The sequence below is a fragment of the Paraburkholderia acidicola genome (genome assembly GCF_002362315.1).
GTDB classification, from domain to species: Bacteria; Pseudomonadota; Gammaproteobacteria; order Burkholderiales; family Burkholderiaceae; genus Paraburkholderia; species Paraburkholderia acidicola.
Genome location: NZ_MTZV01000006.1, coordinates 1,198,808 through 1,220,642, shown reverse-complemented (window position 1 = coordinate 1,220,642; position 21,835 = coordinate 1,198,808). Strand labels below are relative to the sequence as shown.

22 protein-coding genes are annotated in these 21,835 nt (G+C 62.5%); 12 read left to right on the top strand and 10 right to left on the bottom strand.

Annotated elements, in window-relative coordinates:
• Positions 1 to 193: 193 nt before the first annotated feature.
• Positions 194 to 1,666: an MFS transporter gene (locus tag BWP39_RS24160; protein WP_096726141.1), complete on the top strand. Its 1,473-nt coding sequence runs from the start codon at positions 194 to 196 to the stop codon at positions 1,664 to 1,666.
• A 79-nt stretch (positions 1,667 to 1,745) separates the two neighbouring features.
• On the opposite strand, the gene BWP39_RS24155 is transcribed toward BWP39_RS24160, so the two are convergent.
• Together BWP39_RS24155 and BWP39_RS24150 are read right to left on the bottom strand one after the other, a co-directional pair.
• The gene (locus tag BWP39_RS24155; RefSeq protein WP_096724779.1) at positions 1,746 to 2,021 is read right to left on the bottom strand and encodes a hypothetical protein; all 276 of its coding nucleotides are present in this window, start codon (positions 2,019 to 2,021) and stop codon (positions 1,746 to 1,748) included.
• A 54-nt stretch (positions 2,022 to 2,075) separates the two neighbouring features.
• Positions 2,076 to 2,507, bottom strand: coding sequence for a DoxX family protein (locus tag BWP39_RS24150; protein ID WP_096724777.1), 432 nt, complete (start codon positions 2,505 to 2,507; stop codon positions 2,076 to 2,078).
• 286 nt (positions 2,508 to 2,793) lie between these two features.
• Here BWP39_RS24150 and BWP39_RS24145 point away from each other — a divergent pair, with 286 nt between their 5' ends.
• Positions 2,794 to 3,519 carry a DeoR/GlpR family DNA-binding transcription regulator gene (locus BWP39_RS24145; protein ID WP_096724775.1) on the top strand — a complete coding sequence of 242 codons (726 nt, stop codon included), beginning with the start codon at positions 2,794 to 2,796 and terminating at the stop codon, positions 3,517 to 3,519.
• Positions 3,520 to 3,627: 108 nt separating this feature from the next.
• On the opposite strand, the gene BWP39_RS24140 is transcribed toward BWP39_RS24145, so the two are convergent.
• Together BWP39_RS24140 and BWP39_RS24135 are read right to left on the bottom strand one after the other, a co-directional pair.
• Entirely contained in the window at positions 3,628 to 4,791 is a 1,164-nt protein-coding gene (locus tag BWP39_RS24140; protein WP_207557073.1) for a branched-chain amino acid ABC transporter substrate-binding protein, read from the bottom strand.
• A 121-nt stretch (positions 4,792 to 4,912) separates the two neighbouring features.
• Positions 4,913 to 5,818 (bottom strand): dihydrodipicolinate synthase family protein, encoded by a 906-nt coding sequence (locus BWP39_RS24135; protein WP_096724773.1) that lies wholly within the window; start codon positions 5,816 to 5,818, stop codon positions 4,913 to 4,915.
• A gap of 234 nt (positions 5,819 to 6,052) precedes the next feature.
• On the opposite strand from BWP39_RS24135, the gene BWP39_RS24130 reads away from it, so the two are divergent.
• From BWP39_RS24130 to BWP39_RS24105, 6 genes are all read left to right on the top strand, one after another.
• Positions 6,053 to 7,000, top strand: coding sequence for a 4-hydroxyproline epimerase (locus tag BWP39_RS24130; RefSeq protein WP_096724771.1), 948 nt, complete (start codon positions 6,053 to 6,055; stop codon positions 6,998 to 7,000).
• An 8-nt stretch (positions 7,001 to 7,008) separates the two neighbouring features.
• Positions 7,009 to 8,160 (top strand): NAD(P)/FAD-dependent oxidoreductase, encoded by a 1,152-nt coding sequence (locus tag BWP39_RS24125; protein WP_096724769.1) that lies wholly within the window; start codon positions 7,009 to 7,011, stop codon positions 8,158 to 8,160.
• Entirely contained in the window at positions 8,157 to 8,420 is a 264-nt protein-coding gene (locus tag BWP39_RS24120) for a (2Fe-2S)-binding protein (RefSeq protein WP_096724767.1), read from the top strand. Before BWP39_RS24125 ends, BWP39_RS24120 begins: the two co-directional genes overlap by 4 nt.
• Positions 8,413 to 9,732, top strand: a complete 1,320-nt coding sequence (locus BWP39_RS24115; protein WP_096724765.1) for an FAD-dependent oxidoreductase — start codon at positions 8,413 to 8,415, stop codon at positions 9,730 to 9,732. The genes BWP39_RS24120 and BWP39_RS24115 overlap by 8 nt, the downstream gene beginning before the upstream one ends.
• A gap of 213 nt (positions 9,733 to 9,945) precedes the next feature.
• On the top strand, positions 9,946 to 10,752 hold the full coding sequence (locus BWP39_RS24110; RefSeq protein ID WP_207557072.1) for an AraC family transcriptional regulator: 807 nt from the start codon (positions 9,946 to 9,948) through the stop codon (positions 10,750 to 10,752).
• A gap of 11 nt (positions 10,753 to 10,763) precedes the next feature.
• Positions 10,764 to 11,099, top strand: coding sequence for a hypothetical protein (locus BWP39_RS24105; protein WP_096724763.1), 336 nt, complete (start codon positions 10,764 to 10,766; stop codon positions 11,097 to 11,099).
• A gap of 85 nt (positions 11,100 to 11,184) precedes the next feature.
• On the opposite strand, the gene BWP39_RS24100 is transcribed toward BWP39_RS24105, so the two are convergent.
• The 3 genes from BWP39_RS24100 to BWP39_RS24090 all read right to left on the bottom strand — a co-directional run bounded on the left by BWP39_RS24100 (position 11,185) and on the right by BWP39_RS24090 (position 13,242).
• The gene (locus tag BWP39_RS24100) at positions 11,185 to 11,445 is read right to left on the bottom strand and encodes a hypothetical protein (protein WP_096724761.1); all 261 of its coding nucleotides are present in this window, start codon (positions 11,443 to 11,445) and stop codon (positions 11,185 to 11,187) included.
• 134 nt (positions 11,446 to 11,579) lie between these two features.
• Positions 11,580 to 11,909 (bottom strand): hypothetical protein, encoded by a 330-nt coding sequence (locus tag BWP39_RS24095; protein WP_096724759.1) that lies wholly within the window; start codon positions 11,907 to 11,909, stop codon positions 11,580 to 11,582.
• Between the two features lie 181 nt (positions 11,910 to 12,090).
• On the bottom strand, positions 12,091 to 13,242 hold the full coding sequence (locus BWP39_RS24090; RefSeq protein WP_235851506.1) for a porin: 1,152 nt from the start codon (positions 13,240 to 13,242) through the stop codon (positions 12,091 to 12,093).
• A 225-nt stretch (positions 13,243 to 13,467) separates the two neighbouring features.
• On the opposite strand from BWP39_RS24090, the gene BWP39_RS24085 reads away from it, so the two are divergent.
• The gene (locus BWP39_RS24085; RefSeq protein ID WP_096724755.1) at positions 13,468 to 14,319 is read left to right on the top strand and encodes a shikimate dehydrogenase; all 852 of its coding nucleotides are present in this window, start codon (positions 13,468 to 13,470) and stop codon (positions 14,317 to 14,319) included.
• Between the two features lie 42 nt (positions 14,320 to 14,361).
• Positions 14,362 to 15,741 (top strand): MFS transporter, encoded by a 1,380-nt coding sequence (locus BWP39_RS24080; RefSeq protein WP_096724753.1) that lies wholly within the window; start codon positions 14,362 to 14,364, stop codon positions 15,739 to 15,741.
• 26 nt (positions 15,742 to 15,767) lie between these two features.
• Here the strand turns inward: BWP39_RS24080 and BWP39_RS24075 are convergent, their stop codons facing one another.
• Together BWP39_RS24075 and BWP39_RS24070 are read right to left on the bottom strand one after the other, a co-directional pair.
• Positions 15,768 to 16,442, bottom strand: coding sequence for a TetR family transcriptional regulator (locus tag BWP39_RS24075; RefSeq protein ID WP_096724751.1), 675 nt, complete (start codon positions 16,440 to 16,442; stop codon positions 15,768 to 15,770).
• A 150-nt stretch (positions 16,443 to 16,592) separates the two neighbouring features.
• Entirely contained in the window at positions 16,593 to 17,873 is a 1,281-nt protein-coding gene (locus BWP39_RS24070) for an NAD(P)/FAD-dependent oxidoreductase (protein WP_096724749.1), read from the bottom strand.
• A gap of 321 nt (positions 17,874 to 18,194) precedes the next feature.
• Here BWP39_RS24070 and BWP39_RS24065 point away from each other — a divergent pair, with 321 nt between their 5' ends.
• Together BWP39_RS24065 and BWP39_RS24060 are read left to right on the top strand one after the other, a co-directional pair.
• Positions 18,195 to 19,598, top strand: coding sequence for a bacterial transcriptional activator domain-containing protein (locus BWP39_RS24065; protein ID WP_207557069.1), 1,404 nt, complete (start codon positions 18,195 to 18,197; stop codon positions 19,596 to 19,598).
• A gap of 154 nt (positions 19,599 to 19,752) precedes the next feature.
• Positions 19,753 to 20,571 carry an FkbM family methyltransferase gene (locus BWP39_RS24060; protein WP_096724747.1) on the top strand — a complete coding sequence of 273 codons (819 nt, stop codon included), beginning with the start codon at positions 19,753 to 19,755 and terminating at the stop codon, positions 20,569 to 20,571.
• A gap of 8 nt (positions 20,572 to 20,579) precedes the next feature.
• Here the strand turns inward: BWP39_RS24060 and BWP39_RS24055 are convergent, their stop codons facing one another.
• Positions 20,580 to 21,812, bottom strand: a complete 1,233-nt coding sequence (locus tag BWP39_RS24055; RefSeq protein WP_096724745.1) for an ROK family transcriptional regulator — start codon at positions 21,810 to 21,812, stop codon at positions 20,580 to 20,582.
• Positions 21,813 to 21,835 lie beyond the last annotated feature (23 nt).

The window sequence follows — 21,835 nt, the reverse complement described above, 5'->3', positions numbered from 1 at the left end:
CCTCGCGCTGAAACCGTAGTGGTCCGAGACGAGATCGTCCCTCGCACATTGTGCGGTAGTGACCAGGCAGTCATTCATCCCACTCGCACTACGTGCTCGCGGTCGGGCGACCACGTGGGACGGCGGGTGGGGTGCATCGACAGTTCAGATGACGCCGAAACATCGGCGGCGGCATGGCTATACCATGTCTCTCATGAACACGACCTCCACTCCCGCCGCTCCTCATTCTCCTCACGCCCCGTTCACGCCTGCGCTCGCGCGCATCCTTGCGACGGTCAGCGTGGCCTTCGTTGTCACGCAGCTCGACGTGACTATCGTCAACATTGCGCTTGCGCGGATCGGCACGGATCTGCAGGCGAATGTCGCCGGTCTGCAATGGATCGTCGATGCATACACGTTGTCGTTCGCGGTGCTGATGCTGTCAGCCGGTGTGCTCGGCGACCGGCTCGGCGCGCGTCGGACCTTCGCGGCTGGCATCGCGTTGTTTGCGCTCGCGTCGCTCGCTTGTGGGCTCGCGACGAACGCCACGACGCTAGTCGCCGCGCGCGCGTTGCAAGGCATCGGTGCGGCGGCAATGCTGCCGAATTCGCTCGCGCTGCTCAATCAGGCATGTCGACACGATCCGAAACTGCGCGCCCGTGCGGTCGGGTTGTGGACAGCGGCCGGGGCCATTTCGATCGCCGCTGGTCCGGTGATCGGCGGGCTGCTGATCGCGGCGTTCGGCTGGCGCAGCATCTTTCTCGTTAATCTGCCGCTCTGTGTGATCGGCTTCATTGCCACCTTCGCGTGGGTGCCAGGTCCAGCGCGTTCGACCACCGCGCACAGCGGTGCGACACAGCCACCGCGCGGTCTCGACCTTCCTGGTCAGTGTCTCGCAGTCGTTACGCTGACCGCGTTCACCGCTGCGGTGATCGAATGGCGTCCGCTGGGTCTCACGCATCCTGTCGTGGCAGGTGGCTTCCTGCTCGCACTGGTGGCCGGGAGTCTGTTCATCGCGGTCGAACGCCGGGTGCGCGCCCCGATGATGCCGCTGCCGCTGTTCGGCAACCGCACCTTCAGTGCTTCAGTGCTGTTCGGTATTTGCGTGAACCTGACCTACTACGGCGTCGTGTTCGTGCTGAGCCTGTATCTGCAGCGCGTGCGCGGCGATACACCGTTGCAGGCCGGTCTCGCGTTTTTGCCGCTTACCGGCGGGTTTCTGATTTCGAACGTGGCGAGTGGTTGGGTGGTCGCGCGCTATGGCGTGCGTGTGCCAATGATCGTCGGTGCGTTGACTGCCGCGCTCGGCTACGGGTTGCTGCATCGTGTGAATGCCGATACATCGCTGATCGGGTTAATCGTGCCGTTCCTGTTGATCCCCTCGGGCATGGGCCTGGCGGTTCCTGCGATGACCACCGCTGTGCTCGCGAGCGTCGAACCGCAACGCGCCGGCACCGCATCGGCCATTCTCAATACCGCGCGCCAGGCCGGCGGCGCGGTGGGCGTTGCGACCTTCGGTGCACTCGCAAGCGGTGCGGGTGTTGCGCATATTGTGTTTGGAGTACAGGCTGCGACCGCGGTCTCGGCGGGGCTGCTGCTGATCGCCGCGGTGCTTGGGTGCCTCGTGCATCCTGAGCCGCATGCGCGAGGCGTGACGGAGACGGAAGCACGTCCTGCGAAGGCATAGATGGAATCGTAGTCGCGCACAAAAACAAACACCCACGATGCGTATGCATCGTGGGTGCCGTGACAAATGACAAATGAAACTACAGCGTGGCCTGCTGGATTTCGCCCGAACTCAGTGCGCGCTCAATCAACCCTTCACTCTTTGCCTTGCTGATCGCATCTGCAATCAGTTGTGCCGGTTGCTCGATCTCGGCCTTCAACGCGCCGAAAAAACCGGATGCATCGAATACGACGAGCGTCAGCGCCGAATCGGCCTCACTGATGATCACGCGATGGTGCGACGTCGGCCCTTCGCCAAGGCTCGCGCAGAATGCCTTCACCTCGCCGCCGATCGTCTGCTCAAAACTCTGAATCATTGCCTCACTCCCTATTCGGAACTGAATTCGCAAACATTGCGTGCGGCTGACTGGTCACCTGCCGAGTCCGCTACGCGGCGTACGCGCACCGTCGATGCTGATACGTCCCGCCCCCGTCGTGCACAGCAACAGGAACCCGCCAGCGATACCCACGTTCTTCAGGAAATGGATCAGCATGTCGTGCTGCATGACGGGGTCGGTGATATTCCAGAAGTCGTGACCGAGGACCGCGGTCGCGATCGTATAGACGGCCATGATGAAGCCGAGCGGACGGATCTTGAAGCCGAGTACGAGGAACAGACCGCCGAGCGTTTCGACCGCAACGGCGATCGGCGCCGCGATCTGCACGACCGGCACACCCTTCGATTGCATGTAGCTGACAAAGCCCGCATATCCGAGCAGTTTCGTCACGCCGCCCCACAGGAACAACACAGCGAGAGCAAGGCGTGCAATGAAGATTACGCCGGAATCGACGGGACGCGTCATGAGGGGGGCTCCTGTAATGAATTAAGCAGAAGACCGGGAAGCGCTGCGGCAGTTCCCGGGCGCTGACGTCAGCATATGTGGATTACCCACCTTTTCCAAGCGAAACCGTATGCCGCGAACGCCCGTGCCATGCGGCCCCCGGGTCGAAAAGCCGTGAAAATCTCCTAAAAACACGTGACCCGCGCATGCATCTGCTTGTTATAATCTTTTCATGAAATCGAGCGAAATCTAACGCGCTCACACCTCACAACCTGACGCGTCGTGACGCGTTATCACCGGGACCACCATGCTGAAATCCGAACGCCTGCGCGCGCTCGCCGACGCACTGGCGAGACAGAACGTGATGCGTCTGCGCGATGCCGCCACCTTGCTTGGGGTATCGGAGATGACGGTGCGCCGCGACATTGCAGCAAGCCCCGGGCATTTCACGTACCTGGGCGGTTACATCGTCAGTGCGACCGATGTGCCGAACACGGCGGGTTATTCATTGGAGCAGGAGAAGGATCATTTCGCGCAGGCGAAGGCGGATGCATCGGCGTATGCGGCGAAACTGATTGGTGACAACGAGACGTTGTTTATCGATTGCGGTACGACGTTGACGACGCTGGCGCGCTTGATTCCCGCAGAGCGGCACGTAACGGTGGTGTGTTATTCGCTGAACGTGGCGGAGATTTTGCGGCGCAAGCCGAACGTGCGGATGATCTTGCTGGGCGGCGTGTATGTTCCGTCGTCGGATTCATTTGCAGGCGATGAGAGTCTCGAGACCTTGCGGCGCATGGGGATCAACAAGGCATTCATTTCGGCGGGCGGCGTCGATGTGGAGCGCGGCGTGACGTGCTGGAATTTTCACGAGGTGGCGTTGAAGCAGGCGGCGATGGCGAGCGCGGTGGAGCGGCATCTCGTCGTGGATACGAGCAAGTTTGGTGTGTTGAAGGCAGTGAGGTTTTCGCAGATCGATGACTTTGATTCGATCATTACGGAGAAGGGGCAGGAGATCCGCAAGCGGAACTGATTTTTCGGTTCTTTAACGGGGTTTGTTCTTTTTGCAGTTGCACACCACAGCGGCGTGGGAATGCCGCCGTGGTGTAGCGCCTCATCAAAGGCGAACGACCAACACCATCTAGCTCCTGCCGCCGATCGTATCGATTGGCTGGAACGCGCCTTGCTGCACCTTGTAGATCGTCACCGGTGCATCTTTCAGATCACCCTTCGAATCGTAGGCGATGTCGCTCGACGTCACGCCCTTCAAATCGGTCTTCTGCAAGAACGGTGTGTAGATCTTCGGATCGGTGGAGTTCGCGTTTTTCATTGCGGTGAGCAGCGCGATCGTGCCGTCGTAGGAATACGGTGCGTAGGTGACGGGGCTCTCGTGGAAGCGCGCTTCATAGCGCGTCTCGAAGCCCTTGAAGCCCGGCATCCGCTGATTCGGCAAACCGCCCATGTAGACGATCGCGCCTTCGGCCGCGCTGCCGCCCACCTTCAGGAACGTCGGCGACTTCGACATCTCGCCAGTGATAAACGCCGACCCGATGCCGAGCTGCCGCATCTTGCGAATCATCGGCGACGATTGTGCGTCGCCTCCGCCGTAGAAGATCGCATCCGGGTTCATACCCTTGAGGTTGGTCAGGATCGCCGCGAAGTCTAGTGCCTTGTCGTTGGTGAAATCGCGTTTGATCACGGTGCCGCCCGCGGCCTGCACGGCGTTCGCGAACTCGTCGGCGATGCCCTGGCCGTAGGCAGTGCGGTCATCGATGATCGCAATGCGCCGGTACTTCAGCGTCTTCACGACATACGTACCCATGATGCTGCCGGCCTGCGAGTCGCTCGTGAGCAGGCGGTACGTTGTCTTGTAGCCGCGCGCCGTGTATTGCGGCGAGGTCGCCATCGAAATCTGCGGTAAGCCCGCGTGGTCGTAAAGATCCGAAGCAGGAATACTGGTGCCCGAATTGAAGTGACCGATGATGCCGCGCACGTTCTCGTCGATCAGTTGCTGCGCGACTGTCGTACCGGTGCGCGGATCGGCCTGATCGTCTTCGGCTTCGAGCACGAACTTGACCGGCTTGCCACCGATGGTCGGATTCGTCGCGTTGAAATCGTCGACTGCGAGTTGCGCGCCTTTCTGCATGTCGATGCCGTAGTTCGACTGCGGGCCGGTGAGCGGCGCCGCAAAACCGATCTTGACGATATCCCCCGACGCCGCATGGGCGACGCCGCCTCCAAGCGCCGCCACCGCCGCCACCGTCGCAAGCGATGCGACTCCAAAATGCCGTACCTTGAGCTTCACTGTGATCTCCCCCGTTATGGATGCGCGACGGCGCGCACGATGTGCGGCGCCGTCGGCGTTGCGTCGACAGCCGTGGTAGTGCAACTGCTGAAACTAGGGCAACTGCGAAAGCGGTGCTGTTTTACAGCGACGGTAGCGTCGGGCGCGCTTCGATCGCGTGACGGATCAACGCTTCGACGGCCTTGCGTTCGTCACCGACGAGCGGCAGGCGTGGCGGACGCACGGGCTCAGTGCCGAGGCCGACGATCGTTTCCGCGAGCTTGATGTTCTGCACGAGCTTGGCGGAAACATCGAGTGCGAGCAGCGGCGCGAACCAGCGGTAGATCGCGCGTGCTTCTTCGAGGCGGCCCGCTTTCAGCAGCTTGTAGATCGCGACCGTCTCGTGCGGAAACGCGCAGACGAGACCGGCTACCCAGCCGTGCGCGCCCATTAGCAAGGCTTCCATCGCGAGGTTGTCGACGCCGCAGAGAATCGCGAAGCGGTCGCCGACCGCGTTGATCAGATCGGTCACGCGGCGCACATCGCCGCACGATTCCTTGATCGCGACGATTTTCTTTTCATCGGCGATCTCAGCGAACATGTCGGGCGTCATGTCGACGCCGTACGCGAGCGGATTGTTGTAGATCATCAGCGGCAGCGCGCTCGCGCTCGCCACCGAGCGGAAATGATGCAGCGTCTCGCGTCGGTCCGACAGATAGCGCAGGCCCGGCAAGACCATGTAGCCGCTTGCGCCATGCTTCGCACCGGCTTCGGCCTGGCGGCAACCATCGAGTGTGCTGTTTTCGGCAATCGTCAGCAGCACCGGCACGCGGCCATGTGATGCGTCCACCGCGATATCGAGTACCTCGAGCTTCTCATCGAGAGAGAGCGTCGACGCTTCGCCCAACGATCCACACACGATGATGCCGTCGACGCCCGCCTCGATCTGCGCGTCGATGTTCTTCCCGGTCCACTGGCGGTCTATGCTGAAATCCGCGTTGAACTTGGTGGTGACTGCAGGCCATACGCCTTCCCAGATATGCGCCACGACTACTCTCCTGAATGTTTGGGTGGTATTGAGTGAGTCGCAGTGTAAGCACGGAAAAACAATGCGTCTTGCGCGATTCGCGCGTGCGGCGTGACGATTTCGGCACAACCCGCGTGTTGCTGCTGTGTGTCATGCAAGCCGTAGCCAGCCCGATTCTCACGTTATGCCGAAATCGTCACAATCGCTGCGCAACGGCGCCAAGACTCGCCGCCGCCGGGTTTCTACCATGGCGGCATGAAAACCCTGAACATCATCGACTCTCACACCGGCGGCGAGCCGACCCGTCTCGTCGTCTCGGGCGGCCCGGATCTCGGCGACGGCACGCTCGCTGAACGGCTCGACCGGTTTCGCTCGCACTTCGATGCGTGGCGCGCCGGCATCGTTACCGAGCCGCGCGGCTCGGACGTGATGGTCGGCGCGTTGCTGTGCGAACCGAACGACCCGGAATGCGCGGCAGGCGTGATCTTTTTCAACAACGTCGGCTACCTCGGCATGTGCGGGCACGGCACGATCGGACTTGTCGCGTCGCTTGCACATATGGGCCGCATCGGGCCAGGACGGCATCGCATCGAAACGCCGGTCGGCGTCGTCGAAGCGACGCTCAACGATGACGGTAGCGTCGCGCTGCGCAACGTGCCCGCGTGGCGTTTCCGCAAGGACGTGAGCCTCGACGTGCCTGCATACGGTACTTTCACCGGTGATATCGGCTGGGGTGGCAACTGGTTCTTTCTTGTCGCGGATCACGGTCGTGCGCTCGTGCCGTCGAACATCGGCGAGTTGACTGCATTCAGCGATGCGATGCGCGACGCGCTCATCGCGCAGGGAATTACTGGTGCGGACGGCGCGATGATCGATCACATCGAACTGTTTGGTCCGGGTTCTCGTGAAGGCATCGATAGTCGCAGCTTCGTGCTGTGTCCAGGTAGCGCGTACGATCGCTCGCCATGTGGCACTGGCACGAGCGCGAAAGTCGCGTGTCTCGCGGCAGACGGGAAGCTGGCCGAAGATAACGTGTGGCGTCAGGAGAGCATCATCGGCAGTGTGTTCGAGGCGAGTTACCGGCACAGTGGCGACGGGCGCACCGTGGTGCCGACTATTACCGGTCGTGCGTACGTCATGGCGGAAGGACGTTTGTGCTTCGATGAGCACGATCCGTTCGCATGGGGCGTGCATACCGCATGAGCGCAGGGATGGGCTCACACACTATCGCGGATGCGATCGTCGTTGGCGCGGGGATCGTTGGCGCGGCGTGCGCGGCGGAACTGGCGGCGCGCGGGCTGCGGGTCGACGTGATCGATGCGCAGGGGATCGGTGGGGGAGCGACTGCCGCGGGCATGGGGCATCTGGTCGTAATGAACGATTCGCCTGCCGAGTTCGCCTTGACCCGCTATGCGCGCGCGTTGTGGCTCGCGCTCGCACCCGAGCTGCGCGCGCGCGACGCGTTCGCGCGTTGCGGCACGCTGTGGGTTGCCGCCGACGATGAAGAATGGACCGCGGCCCTCGCCATGCATGAGGCGTTCGCAGCGCAGGGTGTGGCGGGCGAGTTGCTCGATACCGCCGCGCTGCGAGCGTGTGAGCCAGCGTTAGCGCACGGCATGGCCGGCGGCTTGCGCATTACCGATGACAGCATCGTCTACGCACCGACCGCCGCACAGTGGCTGCTCGAAGCGTCGCCGGCCGCAGCGAAGATCCGTGTTCGGACCGGCGCCGAAGTCGTAGCCATCGATGCCGACGGCGTCACATTGGCCAACGGTGAGCACGTGCGAGGCGCGCGCGTGATCGTCGCGAACGGTAGCAGCGCGCAGCGTCTCGTGCCGTCGCTACCGTTGCGGCCGAAGAAGGGTCATCTGCTGATTACCGATCGCTACCCAGGGCTGATCCGGCATCAACTGCTCGAACTCGGCTACATCAAGAGCGCGCATCACGCGGTGGGGACGTCGGTGGCGTTCAATGCGCAGCCGCGGCCGACCGGTCAGTTGTTGCTCGGCTCGTCGCGCCAGTTCGATACGATCGATCCCGCCGTCGAGATGCCGGTGCTCGCGCAGATGCTGCGCCGTGCGGCGCGCTATTTGCCCGAGTTGCCAACGCTTAACGGGTTGCGTGCATGGACCGGGTTGCGGGCCGCGTCGCCGGACGGTTTACCGTTGATCGGTCCAGCCAGCGATGCCGCGCCGGGTGTGTGGCTCGCGGTTGGCCACGAGGGGCTCGGTGTCACGACGTCGCTTGCTACGGCGAAGCTGCTCGCCGCGCAGATCCTGCGTACTGCCCCCCCGATCCCTGTCGAACCTTATTTGCCGCAGCGCTTTGCTTCCGTGCGTGACGGGCTGGAGACGCTGCAATGAATGGCGCACGGGTGCAGGTAACGATCGATGGTCGCGTGGTTGTGGTGCCTGCGGGTATAAGCGTTGCAGCCGCTCTTGCAATCGAAGGTGTTCGCGGTACGCGTACGTCGGTGAGCGGTCAGCCGAGGGCGGCCGTGTGCGGGATGGGCGTGTGCCAGGAATGTCGCGTGACGATCGATGGTCGCGCGCATGTGCTGGGCTGTCAGACTGTGTGTCGCAATGGGCTGGTAGTCGAAACGACGGTGTCGCGCGATGAATGAGCACTACGACATCGTCATTGTCGGCGCGGGGCCGGCTGGGCTCAGCGCGGCGCGCGCGGCTGCGCGCTCGGGCGCACGCATCGCGGTGCTCGATGACAATCCGCACGCAGGCGGACAGGTGTGGCGTCAGGGGCCGGCGCATCCGCCGCGGGATGCGTTGCGCGAGCGGCTCGCTGCGCTTGCCGACTACGCATCGCAGATAACGCTGTGGCCGTCGACCCGCATCGTTGCGCCGCTCGACGCGCGTGGTCTGCTGGTGGAATCGGCGGAGCGGGGCGGTGCGACGATCACCTACGACCGGCTGATTCTCGCAACCGGTGCGCGCGAACGGCTGTTGCCGTTTGCCGGCTGGACGCTGCCGGGCGTGACCGGAGCGGGGGGCTTGCAGGCGCTCATCAAAGGCGGCATGCCGGTGCGCGGCGAGCGCATCGTGATAGCGGGTAGCGGGCCGTTGCTACTCGCCGCATTCGCGACTGCGCGCGATGCGGGCGCGCAGGTACTGGCTGTTGTCGAGCAGGCGCCGCAGGCTGCACTTGTGCGCTTCGGCGTGTCGCTTGCCGTTACGCCATCCAAGCTGTGGCAGGCATTTCAGTTGACGCACGGTTTCGTCGGTTCACGCTATTGGAGCGGCAGCGTGGTGCGTGCAGCGCGCGGTGCGGAACGTGTCGAAGCGGTCGAGATCCGTCGTGCCGACGGCCGTGCCGTGACGCTTGCATGTGATCGCGTTGCGTGTGGTTACGGGCTCACGCCGAATGTTGAGGTTGCGCGGGCGCTCGGTTGTGCGATCCGCGCCGATGGCAGCATTGCGGTTGACGACGCGCAGCGCACATCCGTAGACGGCGTGTATGCGGCCGGCGAATGTACGGGCATCGGCGGGGTGGAGCTGGCGTGTGTCGAAGGGGCGATTGCGGGCTGGGCAGCGGGCGGCGGTGCGGGCAGCAGCACGCACGACGCAGCGCGGTTGCGCACACAGCGTGTGCGCTGGCAGCGCTTCGCCGCACGGCTGCATACGACGTTCGCACTCGGCGAAGCCGCACTGGCAACGCCACCCGACGACACGCTGTTGTGCCGCTGCGAAGACGTAACCTGCGGCGAGGTTCGCGCGCAGCCGGACTGGCGTGCGGCGCGCCTGCATACGCGTTGCGGGATGGGCGCGTGCCAGGGGCGTGTCTGCGGAACGGCGGTGCAGACGCTGTTCGGTTGGGATGTGGCGCAGTGGCGTCCGCCGTTCGGCGCGACGCGGATCGGGACGCTGATGGCTGCAGACGGGGCGCCGGTTGCGGAACGAGGTGACGCAGCCACTCGCGTGTGAAGCGGCGTATGGGCCAGCGGACGAATCAGTGCACGAATCGGCGCATTAACCGAGGCATCAACTGAGACACCAGCAAGCCGCCGCGCGCGCAATCACCGCACGCGCCCAACCCTGCATCTCCATCCCGATCACCTACGGATTCTTTCGCCCGCCACACGGCCCTATAATCGGCCGCACAGCCGCTCTTTGCGCTCGATACACGCGCTCCGCACGATGACCCTACCGGTTCCCCCGCCCGATTCGCCAGCACCGCTCGATTCGCTACTGTTGCCACCGTACGCAGCGGACGCAACGCTAAGCGGCATGCTCGCGCACTTCACGCTGCTCGAACCGATCTTCGATGCAATGCCCGACGTCGTGTTCTTCGTGAAAGACGCGCATGCGCGCTATGCGCTCGTCAACCGAACGCTCGCATCGCGCTGCGGCCAGAAGGACAAGCAGGCATTGCTCGGCAAGACCGCTGAAGATGTCTTTCCGCGCCGTTTCGGCCGCATCTATACCGCGCAGGACAAGGCGGTGATCGACGTCGGCAACGAGATGGTCGATCAACTGGAGTTGCATCTCTACGCGGGACGCCAGCCGGGCTGGTGCCTGACCTGCAAGCAGCCGCTACGCGATGCAGCCGGCCATGTGGTCGGTCTCGCCGGTATCTCGCGCGACCTGCGAGCCGACGAAGGCAGCCATCCCGCGTATAGCCGGCTTGCCGCGGTCGTCCAGTACATCCAGGACAACTACGTGCAGCCGCTGAATCTGAAGCAACTGGCGGCGATGGCGGACATGTCGGTGGCGCAGCTCGAGCGTTACTTCCACAAGGTGTTTCATCTGACGCCGCGCCAGGTGCTGTTGAAGACGCGGCTCGACGCAGCCACCGCGCTGCTGATGTCGCACGACAAGGTCACCGACGTTGCCGCGCTGTGCGGCTACACCGATCACAGCGCATTCACGCGACAGTTCAAGGCCACCGTCGGCGTGACACCGAGCGAGTACCGCACGCTGCTGCACGGCCACGCACGCGGCTGAGCACAACCGACATGGCCGCTCGCACACCCCGCCTGCGCTATTACGTGTATGTCGTCTTGCTCGCGGATACGGTCTGGAACGAGGCGCGTTTTCGCCGGGCGAATCCGGAATACCGGTTCGGCAAGCCATGTGTCTATGTGGGAATGACCGGGCTCGATCCCGATCTGCGCTTCGACCGTCACAAGGCCGACATACAGGCGAATCGCTACGTGCGCGACTATGGTGTGCGTCTGATGCCCGAACTCTACGAGGTGTTCAATCCGCTACCGTACGATGGCGCACGGGACATGGAAGTCGAACTGGGGATCGGGCTGCGTGAAGCGGGTTATGGGGTGTGGCAGGCGTGACGGGTGCAAACAGGTGCTGATGCTGCGCGGCGATAGGAAGCTGGAGTTCGGCGCCGGGTCGCTTACTTCTTGTTACGTGTTCTTGTTATCTGATGCCCAGGCCGCGCAGGACCGCGTTGCCTTCCGGTGTCAGACGGATTTGCGGCACGCCAGCATCGGACGCGACCGTCTCAACCAGACCGGCTTCCTGAAGCATCGGGAATTCCGGTTTGGCGAATGCCTGGATCGGCGCGTTCAGCAGCAACAACAGCGTAGCCAGTTCGTGATGGCTCAGCAGGCGGCGCAGGATGGTCGGCTTCTTCGGGGCGGCCGGCGCAGCGTCCGCGGGGATGTCTCTAGTCTTCATGGGCGCACCTCGTGCAAGTCTGTTCGACGGATGATGCGGACCAAGACTTAAACCATTCTTAAGATCGCCGTGATTCCGCGGCTTTTATCATCCGCCGACCATTACTGACGGTTACCCCGCAGCGCCCATGCACATTACGATGCGCAGGTTTTGCCCGCGCTCTCGAGCCAGAGGTTTGACATGTGGCGCTTGCCTGCATAGAAACGGTACGTCGTTCCGCCGTTGTCGCTGCGTACCTTGACGATGTTCGAGTCGCCGAAATCGAGCATCTTGCCTTGCGGGATCGCGCTCGTCTGGAAGCTCGTGTTGTGTTTCGCGGCTTCCTGGGTCAGACACTGGATGACGTCATCGACGGGGCGCCGGGTCAACGTATCGGCGACCGGGTCGCCGGCATCGGGGTTCTGGAACTGCCCACAGGCGGCGAGCAGCAGCGGGACTGACAGGGTAATCGCAAGCTTCCTCATATTTCTCCTTGGCTTTCGATCGATGCGGACAGTGTGTAGCGGCGCATTACATCTATGGTGCGACGACGCTTCACGTGCCGCGGGCCCAAACGCGCATTATATCGACCTGTGGATATGACACCTGGCGCCGCCAGCGGGGCAAGCCGTCAGCAAAGTAGCGAAACGATGCATATCCAGAGCACTAAAACGCGACCGCGATACCGAGCATGCCGACGAACTGCGAACTCGTCGACGACGGCGTCGAGTTCTGCGAGTCGCCGACCACCGGAGCGGCGTTGACGATATCGCCCGCACCCTGCGCGCCGAGCGTCTGTCCGGTGGCGTGCTGCCACGCTTCGAGCGCGTACAGCGTCGTGCGCTTCGACAGGTGGTAAGACTGTTTCAGCGAATACTGCTGGTAGCGTGCCGCGCTCGATATGCCATTCGCCTTCGAAGCCAGCGTGTACGAGAAAGCACCGGCGATATCGAATGCAGGCGTGAAGCGGTACACGCCGAGCGCGCCGTAGGTGTTGAAGACGGCGGTGTCCGCGAAGATCGACCGCCCGCCCGCCATGTACTCGACATTCGTGTACGTGAGGCCGAGCATCAGACTTCCGATCGTGTAGTCGCCGGCTACGGCAATGTGCTGGATCGCGCGTGCCGAGATGTAGCCCTGGTTCAACGCCGATGTGCCGAAACTCCCCGTCGACGCCGGGTCGAAACCGGTCGTCGAGCCAGCGTTATCGATGCGCAGATAACCGGCGGCGAGACCGATCGGCCCGTTCGAATAATGCAGCGCGCCGCTCAGCGTCTGGCCTTTGCCGGTGCTGCCCGCGATGCCACCTAACGCGTACATCGCGCTTGCCTGCAGTCCGTACCAGGTCGGTGACGTGTAGACCAGCGCATTGTTGATGCGGATCGTCGTGTCGAGCCCGTCGATATCGCCGGGATGCGCGCCGGTCGCGCCCGTCAGCCAGTTGCTCGATGCGAGCGGGCCGACCAGCAGGAAATACGGCGTGTACTGGCGGCCCATCGTGAACGTGCCGTAAGTCCTGTTTTGCAGGCCGACGAACGCCTGACGGTTGAACAGCAAGCCGCTCGCCGACGCCGCGCCGGAGTTCAGATCGTAGCCCGCCTGCAGATCGAAGATCGCGCTAGTGCCGCCACCCAGATCCTCGTTGCCACGTAAGCCGAACTTCGATGCATACAGGTTGCCCTGGCGCAGATACCAGTTCGAATGGCCTTTCTGGTTGTTGGCGTAAGCGATGGAGTTATCGGCGATGCCGTACAGCGTCACGCTGCTCTGTGCCAATGCCGGGCTGGCCACGAGCGTGGCGCCGGCCGCGAACAGCATCTTTCTCAACCGGCGACGGGGTTGCGTCATCTCCATACCTGTCTCCTTAACCTGTATCGCTCAAGCCGCTGATGCGACGTTATGAAATCGTTTCCGGAATCGTGTTCCGGATTTTTGTCAAACATACACGAATTTTTTGATAAAGTTGTCAAACAATTACGTAGTCGGTGTTGTGGCACCGCCGGTTCCGAATGGGCCGGATCTTATGCAGCGGAGCAATGCCGGATGAAGCAATCGTTCCTGGTGGGATTGATCGGTAGTGGGATTGGCGCTTCGCTGAGCCCGGCGATGCACGAAGAAGAGGGCAGGCGGCTCGGCTTGCAGTATGTGTATCGGCGGATCGATCTGGATGTGCTGCAACTCGATACCGCGGCACTGCCGGAGTTGCTGGTTGCCGCCGAGCGCATGGGTTTCGACGGGTTGAACATTACCTATCCATGCAAGCAGCAGATCGTTCCGCTGCTCGATGCGCTGTCCGACGACGCGCGAGCCCTCGGCGCGGTCAATACCGTGTTGCTGAAGGACGGCAAGCGCATTGGCCATAACACCGACTGGTCGGGCTTTGCGCAGGCGTTTCGTCGTGGCTTGCCGGATGCGCCGCTTGAGCGCGTCGTGCAACTCGGCGCCGGTGGCGCGGGAGCGGCGGTCGCGCATGCGGCGCTGACGCTCGGCACGCGCGCACTTACGCTATTCGACGTCGATGCCGCGCGTGCCGATGCGCTCGCGAGCGAACTGCAAGTGCGTTTTCCGGCTGCGTCGGTGGTGGCCTGTGGATCGCTCGAACGCGCGATGGCGCAGGCGCAGGGCCTGATCCACGCTACGCCGACCGGTATGGTGAAGCTGCCCGGTATGCCGCTACCTGCCGAGTTGCTGCATCGTGACCTATGGGTTGCGGACATCGTCTACTTCCCGATCCGCACCGCGCTGCTCGAAGCGGCGGAAGCCGTGGGCTGCCGCACGCTCGCGGGCGGTGGGATGGCTGCGTATCAGGCAGCCGATGCGTTACGTCTCTTCACGGGCCATGAACCCGATGCAGAGCGGATGTTCGCGCATCTACAGACGTTGCTGCACCGCTGATGCCGCGCATCCCGTCATCCAGGAGACAACTGAATTAAGCCGATGCCGCCATCTACTCCCGCCAAACCGTCCGACCTCGCCAATAGGACGACCGCATCGCGCAGCGCGACGCAACCGGCTATGCGCCGCTCGAACGCCCGCTACCGGATGCTCGCGCTGCTGGCGGTCGGCACGATGATCAATTATCTCGACCGAACGGTGCTCGGCATCGCCGCACCCCAATTGACGAAGCAACTCGGCATCAACGCCGCACTGATGGGCGTGATGTTCTCGGCGTTCTCGTGGAGCTATGTCGCGTCGCAGATACCGGGCGGTCTGTTTCTCGATCGTTTCGGCAGCAAGGTCACGTACTTTCTGTCGATGACGCTCTGGTCGCTCTTCACACTCGCGCAAGGGTTCGTTGGCAGTGCGGGCGCGTTGTTCGCGTGCCGGCTTGGACTTGGTGTCACCGAGGCGCCGTGTTTTCCGGTCAATAGCCGCGTCGTCGCGACATGGTTTCCGCAAAGCGAACGTGCGATGGCGACCGGCACCTACACGGTCGGCGAATATATCGGCCTCGCGTTCTTTAGTCCGTTCCTGTTCGCGCTGATGGGTGCTTTCGGCTGGCGTGCGTTGTTTTATGTAGTGGGCGGGGTGGGTGTGGCGTTCGGTATCGTGTGGTGGCGGTGCTATCGCGAGCCGCGCGACCATCCGGCCGCGAATGCCGCGGAACTCGAATACATCGAGGTCGGCGGCGGTCTCACGCAGTCATTGCCGGTGGATCCGACAGGGCCGCAGAAGAGCGGCTTCGAGTGGCGCACGATCGGACGTCTGCTCAAGCATCGTCAGCTGACGGGTATCTGCCTCGGCCAGTTCGCGGGCAATGCGACGCTCGTCTTCTTTCTCACCTGGTTTCCGACCTACCTCGCCACCGAGCGCCACATGGGCTGGCTCAAGATCGGTTTCTTCGCGATCATGCCGTTCATTGCGGCGTCGCTCGGCGTGATGTTCGGTGGAACGCTTTCTGACTGGCTGCTGCGACGCGGTCGATCGGCGAACGTCGCGCGCAAGCTGCCGATTATCGCTGGCTTACTGCTGGCTTCGACGATCGTGCTGGCGAACTACGTAGAGAGCAATGTGGCGGTGATCGCGATCCTGTCGGTTGCGTTCTTCGCGCAGGGGATGGCAGCGCTCGGCTGGACACTCGTGTCGGACATCGCACCGGAGGGATTGCTCGGCGTAACCGGTGGAATCTTCAATTTCGCCGCGAATCTGGCGGGCATCGTGACACCGCTCGCCGTGGGCTTCATCGTCGCGGCGACCGGATCGTTCGTGTGGGCGCTCGCGCTTATCGGCGCGATTGCGCTGGCCGGTGCGGCGTCGTATCTCTTCGTGGTGGGCGATATTCGCCGGATCGTGCTTCAGGCTGCCTCAGTGCGCTAACGCGCATTAGCGAGCATTAGCAAGCGTTAACGCTTCACAAAGCGCAGCGTCGCGTCGACGATCATCGCTCGATGTTGCTCGCGCAGCCGCGGATGCGACAGGTCGCGGCCAAACGCAGTGCCGAACGTGTGCCGGTTGCTGACCCGGTGAAAGCACAGCGAACTGATCAACAGATGCAGATCGATCGCATCGATGTCGACGCGAAAATCGCCGGCGGCGACGCCGCGCGCGAGCAGGTCATGGATGGTCTGGATTGCGCTGGCATTGAGCGACTTGAACGACGTCAACTGCTCGGCGTACTTTGCACCGTGGATATTCTCGATCGTGACAAGACGCACGAAATCGCGGTGTTTGTCGTGATAGTCGAACGTGAATTCGACCAGCGTGCACAAGCCTTCGAGGGGCGTCAGTGCGCCGATGTGCAGATCCTGTTCGAGCGCGCGGATGTCGCTGTACACCTTTTCCAGCACAGCTTCGTATAACCCTTCCTTGCTGCGGAAGTAGTAATACAGCATGCGCTTCGTGGTATTCGTGCGTTCGGCGATCGCATCGACACGCGCGCCTGCCAGTCCCATGGCAGAGAATTCCTGGGTGGCGACGTCGAGGATATTGCGTTTCGTCTGTTCGGGATCGTACTTACGCCGGCTTTCGGAAGGGGGGCCGTCGTAATCGGGCGGGGCAGCCTGGCTTGCCTGTTTCATAGTGCGTTTTAAGCGGCGATGAGCGCGCATTCTAGCATGTCAATATCGCTGCTCCGGTCGCCGAACCGGTCGTTTTAAGCCTGTTTTTTGCGGTTCTTTTTTGTTTTTCCGAAGTTGGGCTCAGTTGGGCTCAGTTGGGTTTCGGCATGCTTACGATGAACCTCGCCGACGCCCCGCGATGGCGTCGCGTGTCTGCATCGTGGTGTACGTGAGCTGGGCGGCTGCGAGACCCGCCACGCCGAAGGTACGGGTGAGCCCGAACGCAGCGAACGCGTCCGGCACCGGCCGTTCGCCGGAGATCGCCGCCGCCAATAATTCGCCGGAGACCGTAGTGGGTGCCATCCCGTGTCCACCGAAGCCGACGCCGTACCAGACACCGTCTGCACTGCGGCCGATCTGCGGCATCTTGTGCCGCGCGTAGCTCATCAGCCCGCCCCACGCGTAGTCGATACGTACATCGTGGAGTTGCGGGTACACCCGCAGCAGATCGCGGCGAAGCAATCGCGCGATGCTGTCCGGCGAACGCTCCAGCACCGAGATGCGGCCGCCCCACAGGATGCGCGTGTCGGCTAACGGACGGTAGTAGTCGAAGGCGAAGCGCGTGTCGTAGACCGCTGACGCGCAGTCGATCGCATCTTTCAGGCGCTCGCCGAGCGGCTCGGTTGCGACGACGTAGGTGGCGATCGGCAGTACTGCGCGCTCGACCGGGCGATAGACGTTGCGTGCGTAGCCACCGCCTGCCATGACGACGTGCTGGGCTTCGATCGTGCCGCCCGCGGTATGCACCAGAAAGCCGCCGCCCGGCTGCCGTTCGAGCCGCACAACCGGCGAATGCTCGTGAATGCGCGCACCCGCAGCCGCTGCTGCGGCGGCAATACCCAGCACGTACTTCAACGGATGAAAGTGGAACGCGTTGCGTTCCAGCAGGCCGCCGTAATAGCGGCTGGTTCGCAGTTGTGTGGCGAGGTCGGTGCGGCTCACCGGTTCCCAGTCGACGTCGAACGCGTCCTTCATCAGACGACGCTGAGATTCGAGGCGAGCCGGTTCGTCGAACCAGTTGGCGAGGATCACACCGGCGTGGGTCGCATCGCAATCGATGTCGTAGCGGCGGATGCGTTCGCGCATCAATTCGACTGCATCGGTGGTGAGTGTGTAGAGCGCCTTTGCGTGGACCGGTCCCAGCGTACGCAGCAGGTCTGCACAGTCGAGGCTGTAGCCGCCGAACACAAAACCGCCGTTGCGGCCCGACGCGCCGAAGCCAACCTGTTGCGCTTCGAGCACGACCACGTCGCGCATGCCGCGCTCGACGAGCCCGAGTGCTGTCGATAGCCCGGCAAGCCCGCCGCCGACGATACACACCGACGCGTTGTGCTTACCGGCAAGCGGCGGCCGTTCCGGCCGCGCGACTGTTGCTTCGTAGAAACTTTGCATGAAAGTAGCGAGCTTGCCCGCGGATCTCGATGAATGCGCAGGCTATCAGCAAAATGCGGGGAAAGCGCGGGAAACGCGATTTCACGCACGCATTGCCGGTCGAACTCGTCGACTCGCGTCGTCATATTTGCGATATCGAATCATCGGATAAAATCTTCGCAGTCGTTGCTTCGACACGCCTCTAACGGAAATTCCGTCCGCGACCACTACCGGTTTGCGATTCCCCGGTCCGGAGTGAGACCTGCTGGACGAAGCTATCTTGCAATACATAAGCTCTACGGAAGGTTAGTCAATGTGGCGATGCAAAATTCGGCGGATAACGTGACCATCGAGTTGGAACAGCGACTACAGTCTGTGGCCGAACGCCATACGCATAACCCGCACGATCTATCGATCATCTGGGAGGCATGCGAAATATTGAGCGCCCTCACGCGCGAGGACCAGATGCTTCCCTGGGCGGAGCGGGCGCTGGCGCTCGATCCCCATCACGCTGATTTTCGGGCGATGCGTGCTTCCGCGCTCAACCTGGTGGGACGACATGCTGAAGCGGCCGACATGCTGGCACATGATCTGTCGACATCCGGCGAGTCAGCGATTTACCAGTTGAGGCTCGGCTACAGCCTGATGATGGCCGGCGATCTCGCAAAGGCGATTCCGCTGCTGGACGAGGTGCGGCAGATCGCGGACAGCACGCACGTTCGCGCGGAGGCGGAGTCCCTGCTGGGCCAGGCGCTGCTCAAGGCAGGCGATCCGCGCGGCTTCGCACACTGGCTCATGCGCAGCCATTCTGGCGACGCCTACAGTTATCGTCCGGCAGACATTCCCGAGTGGACCGGCGAACCCGACCTGCACGGGCGGCGCGTGCTGGTCACGCACCAGCTCGGCTTCGGCGACAACTTCCTGCTGGCCGCATGCGTGGCCGACTGGCGGGCAGCGGGTGCGAGCGTGATGATCACTTGCGCTCCGCAGATCCATCAACTGATGCAGGCATCGCTGCCCGATTGCGAAGTCGTCAGTGTGCCGAGTCCGATGCAATCGTACGCACCATTGCCTGAAGCCGTGCAGGCGAGCGTGCAGGCGTTCGCACCGGATCTGCACGCGACGCTGCTTTGTTTGCCGTTGCTTAAGGCCAGCCAGGCGGTGTCCGGATATCGTTTTCAGGCGTATCTGCGGGCTCCGTCGGAGAAGCAGCAGATTGCGAAGGAATGGGCGCAGCAGTTGCGCGTGCAACATCCGGGAAAGAAGCTTGTCGGTCTGTTCTGGGACTGCCGTCAGCGGCATATGCCCGAGCTGGGCAGCATCGCGCGTTGCTGGGCGGCACGTCGCAGCCTGCCGCTCGAGATGCTCAACCGGATTACAACGAATCCCGCCGTGACCGGGCGCGTGCATTTCGTCAATCTGCACCATCCGCTGGTTGAAGCTCAAGCCGGCACGCCCGCTGGTGACGTCAGCCGCTACCTGCCAGGCATCTTCCATTTCGACGATACGGCGGCCTGCGTTGGAGAGCTGGATGCGGTGCTCGCGGTGGATTCGGCGGTGGCCAATCTCGCGACCATGATGGGCAAGCCGACATGTGTACCGGTCAATACGTCCGGAGACTGGCGTTGGGGTACACGGGGAACGACTACGCCGTGGATCGAAGGCGCAACCGTGTTGCGGCAGACGCATGAAGGCGACTGGGATTCGGTCGTGCAAGATGCTGCAACGTGGCTGACTACGCAATGAGCGCGTCCCCGGGATAACGAAGGTCCGGACAACCTGCTTTCGTTCGCTTCCAGCAGATGAGGAAACCGAAGAGCCGTACCCTCATCTGTCTTTCCTTCGCGATACGGGTGCGCTACTCTGGTAGTGAAAGAATCTTCACAGGGGCACCTACTCCATGTCATTTCCCGCTCGTCCCATTGCCTTCATACTCGCGGCCTCGAATCACGGCACGATGATTGTCAATCGTAACGACTACAACGTTAAAAGCTCTGGGGACGTCTACGGTGTAGGACAGGATATTCTGCAAACGTCGAGTTTTAGCGCGGGTGAAGTGAGCTTCGTGCTTGCACTGCTCACCAAGCGCCGCCACTATTTCGGCGATGGCGTTTTTGCTATCGACGGCGGTGCCAATATCGGCGTGCATACGATCGAATGGGGTCGCCACATGCATGGCTGGGGGCGGGTGCTTGGCTTCGAGGCGCAGGAAATCCTCTACTATGCGCTGGCAGGCAACATCGCGATCAATAATTGCCTGAACGCACGTGCGAGGCTTGCTGCATTGGGTGAGCACTGCGGAGAATTGATTATTCCCCAGCCAGATTATTTCGCACACGCCAGCTTTGGCAGTTTCGAATTGCGTCAGAAAGAGAACACCGAAGATATCGGTCAGAGCATTTCGTACGACCCATCGCGTGGCGTAGCGGTGCCGATGGTGAGTATCGATTCGCTTGATCTTCAGCGTGTCGATCTCATCAAGCTCGATGTCGAAAGTATGGAGATTGAGGTACTGCGCGGAGCGCGTAAGACACTGCAAAATATCAAACCCATACTTTTGATCGAGATTTTCAAATCTGACGAGGCCGCGATCAGAGGATTGGTCGAAGAGTTGGGATATCGCTGTTTCTCTGCTGGCATGAATCTCGTCGCGGTCCACACGGAAGATCCGGTACTACAACATCTCAGTCATCGCGATGGTGTGACGTACTTGGACTGAGCGTGATCTCATTGATCAGCCTCAGCGGCTGGCTTCAAAAACAGCTCGTGTACCGGTGCGAAATGCGCATACAGCGGCAAGATCGCGCCGCCCATCGCACGCGCGTCCGCACCGATGGTGCCTTCGAGCAGTTGCGGCCGCACCATCCCCTCCCATTCGAAACCATCAAGCACACGCTCCGTGCGCCGGATGATTTCGCGCACGAGCTGCCGGTCGAGTTCACCGTCGATTACCACTGCATCGAGATCGAGCAGCGCTGCGGCGTTCGTCAATGCGCCGGCAATCGCTGGAGAGGCGGTGTCGAGCCACTGTTCGGTGTGGCGCCACAGGTCGGCCGACAGCGCACGGTGATCGTGTGCAGCAGCGGGCGGCGCGCCCGCTGCGCTGATTGCCTGCTCGAGTACGAAGCCGGAGGCTGCGTGCAACAGTTGCCGCGCAGGTGGTGACGTGCCCTGACGCGTAGCGCCTTGCAGCGGGATCGATCCAACCGCGCCCGCATTGTCGTGCGGGCCGCCATGCAGACGTCCGTCGATCACGAGCCCACCGCCGATAAACGTACCGACAAACAGATACAGAAAGTTGTGAATGCCACGCCCCTGGCCCATCACGAGTTCGGCGGCACACGCGGCGGTAGTGTCTTTCGCGAATTCGACGGGCAGGCCGGTCATCGCTTCGATGCGACTGCGGATGTCGATGTCGTGCCACGCATCGAGCGCCTCTTGCGGCGCGCCGAGAAAGTCGCGCCAGCCGCCGAGCCATAGCGGCGCGGCCACACCAACGCCGACTACTTTCGCGGCCCGCGCGCCGAGCGCATCGTTCACGCGCGCAAGCTTGCTTTCGAGTGCGGGAAACAGCATGCGCGGGTCGGGATACGCATAGTCGAGCACCTCGCGGCAGCAGACCTTGCCGGTGAAATCCATCGCGAGTACGTCGAGACTGCGGCGCCCAACCTTGATACCTATCGTGAACGCACCGTCGGGCCGCAGCGCGATTGGCACCGACGGTTGACCGATGCGACCACGCACACGCGGTTGCTTGGCGAGCAGTCCGTCGCTAATCAGCCGCTCGACGATCATCGATACGGTCTGCATGGACAGCCGCGTGAGCCGACCGACATCGGCCTTCGGCAACGGGCCGTGCAGACGGATGGCCTGTAGCACGATCCGCTCGTTGAACTGGCGCATGCCGACCTGGTTCGAGCCGACCGTGCGTCTGGGGGGCGAACGGGTAGCGGTATTCATGAGCGTGCCTGTCAGTGGCGCGC

Coding starts and splice junctions, on each gene's coding strand:
- BWP39_RS24160 (WP_096726141.1), top strand. CDS start 194: ATGAACACGACCTCCACTCCCGCCGCTCCTCATTCTCCTCACGCCCCG.
- BWP39_RS24155 (WP_096724779.1), bottom strand. CDS start 2,021: ATGATTCAGAGTTTTGAGCAGACGATCGGCGGCGAGGTGAAGGCATTC.
- BWP39_RS24150 (WP_096724777.1), bottom strand. CDS start 2,507: ATGACGCGTCCCGTCGATTCCGGCGTAATCTTCATTGCACGCCTTGCT.
- BWP39_RS24145 (WP_096724775.1), top strand. CDS start 2,794: ATGCTGAAATCCGAACGCCTGCGCGCGCTCGCCGACGCACTGGCGAGA.
- BWP39_RS24130 (WP_096724771.1), top strand. CDS start 6,053: ATGAAAACCCTGAACATCATCGACTCTCACACCGGCGGCGAGCCGACC.
- BWP39_RS24125 (WP_096724769.1), top strand. CDS start 7,009: ATGGGCTCACACACTATCGCGGATGCGATCGTCGTTGGCGCGGGGATC.
- BWP39_RS24120 (WP_096724767.1), top strand. CDS start 8,157: ATGAATGGCGCACGGGTGCAGGTAACGATCGATGGTCGCGTGGTTGTG.
- BWP39_RS24115 (WP_096724765.1), top strand. CDS start 8,413: ATGAATGAGCACTACGACATCGTCATTGTCGGCGCGGGGCCGGCTGGG.
- BWP39_RS24110 (WP_207557072.1), top strand. CDS start 9,946: ATGACCCTACCGGTTCCCCCGCCCGATTCGCCAGCACCGCTCGATTCG.
- BWP39_RS24105 (WP_096724763.1), top strand. CDS start 10,764: ATGGCCGCTCGCACACCCCGCCTGCGCTATTACGTGTATGTCGTCTTG.
- BWP39_RS24100 (WP_096724761.1), bottom strand. CDS start 11,445: ATGAAGACTAGAGACATCCCCGCGGACGCTGCGCCGGCCGCCCCGAAG.
- BWP39_RS24095 (WP_096724759.1), bottom strand. CDS start 11,909: ATGAGGAAGCTTGCGATTACCCTGTCAGTCCCGCTGCTGCTCGCCGCC.
- BWP39_RS24090 (WP_235851506.1), bottom strand. CDS start 13,242: ATGCTGTTCGCGGCCGGCGCCACGCTCGTGGCCAGCCCGGCATTGGCA.
- BWP39_RS24085 (WP_096724755.1), top strand. CDS start 13,468: ATGAAGCAATCGTTCCTGGTGGGATTGATCGGTAGTGGGATTGGCGCT.
- BWP39_RS24080 (WP_096724753.1), top strand. CDS start 14,362: ATGCCGCCATCTACTCCCGCCAAACCGTCCGACCTCGCCAATAGGACG.
- BWP39_RS24075 (WP_096724751.1), bottom strand. CDS start 16,442: ATGAAACAGGCAAGCCAGGCTGCCCCGCCCGATTACGACGGCCCCCCT.
- BWP39_RS24070 (WP_096724749.1), bottom strand. CDS start 17,873: ATGCAAAGTTTCTACGAAGCAACAGTCGCGCGGCCGGAACGGCCGCCG.
- BWP39_RS24060 (WP_096724747.1), top strand. CDS start 19,753: ATGTCATTTCCCGCTCGTCCCATTGCCTTCATACTCGCGGCCTCGAAT.
- BWP39_RS24055 (WP_096724745.1), bottom strand. CDS start 21,812: ATGAATACCGCTACCCGTTCGCCCCCCAGACGCACGGTCGGCTCGAAC.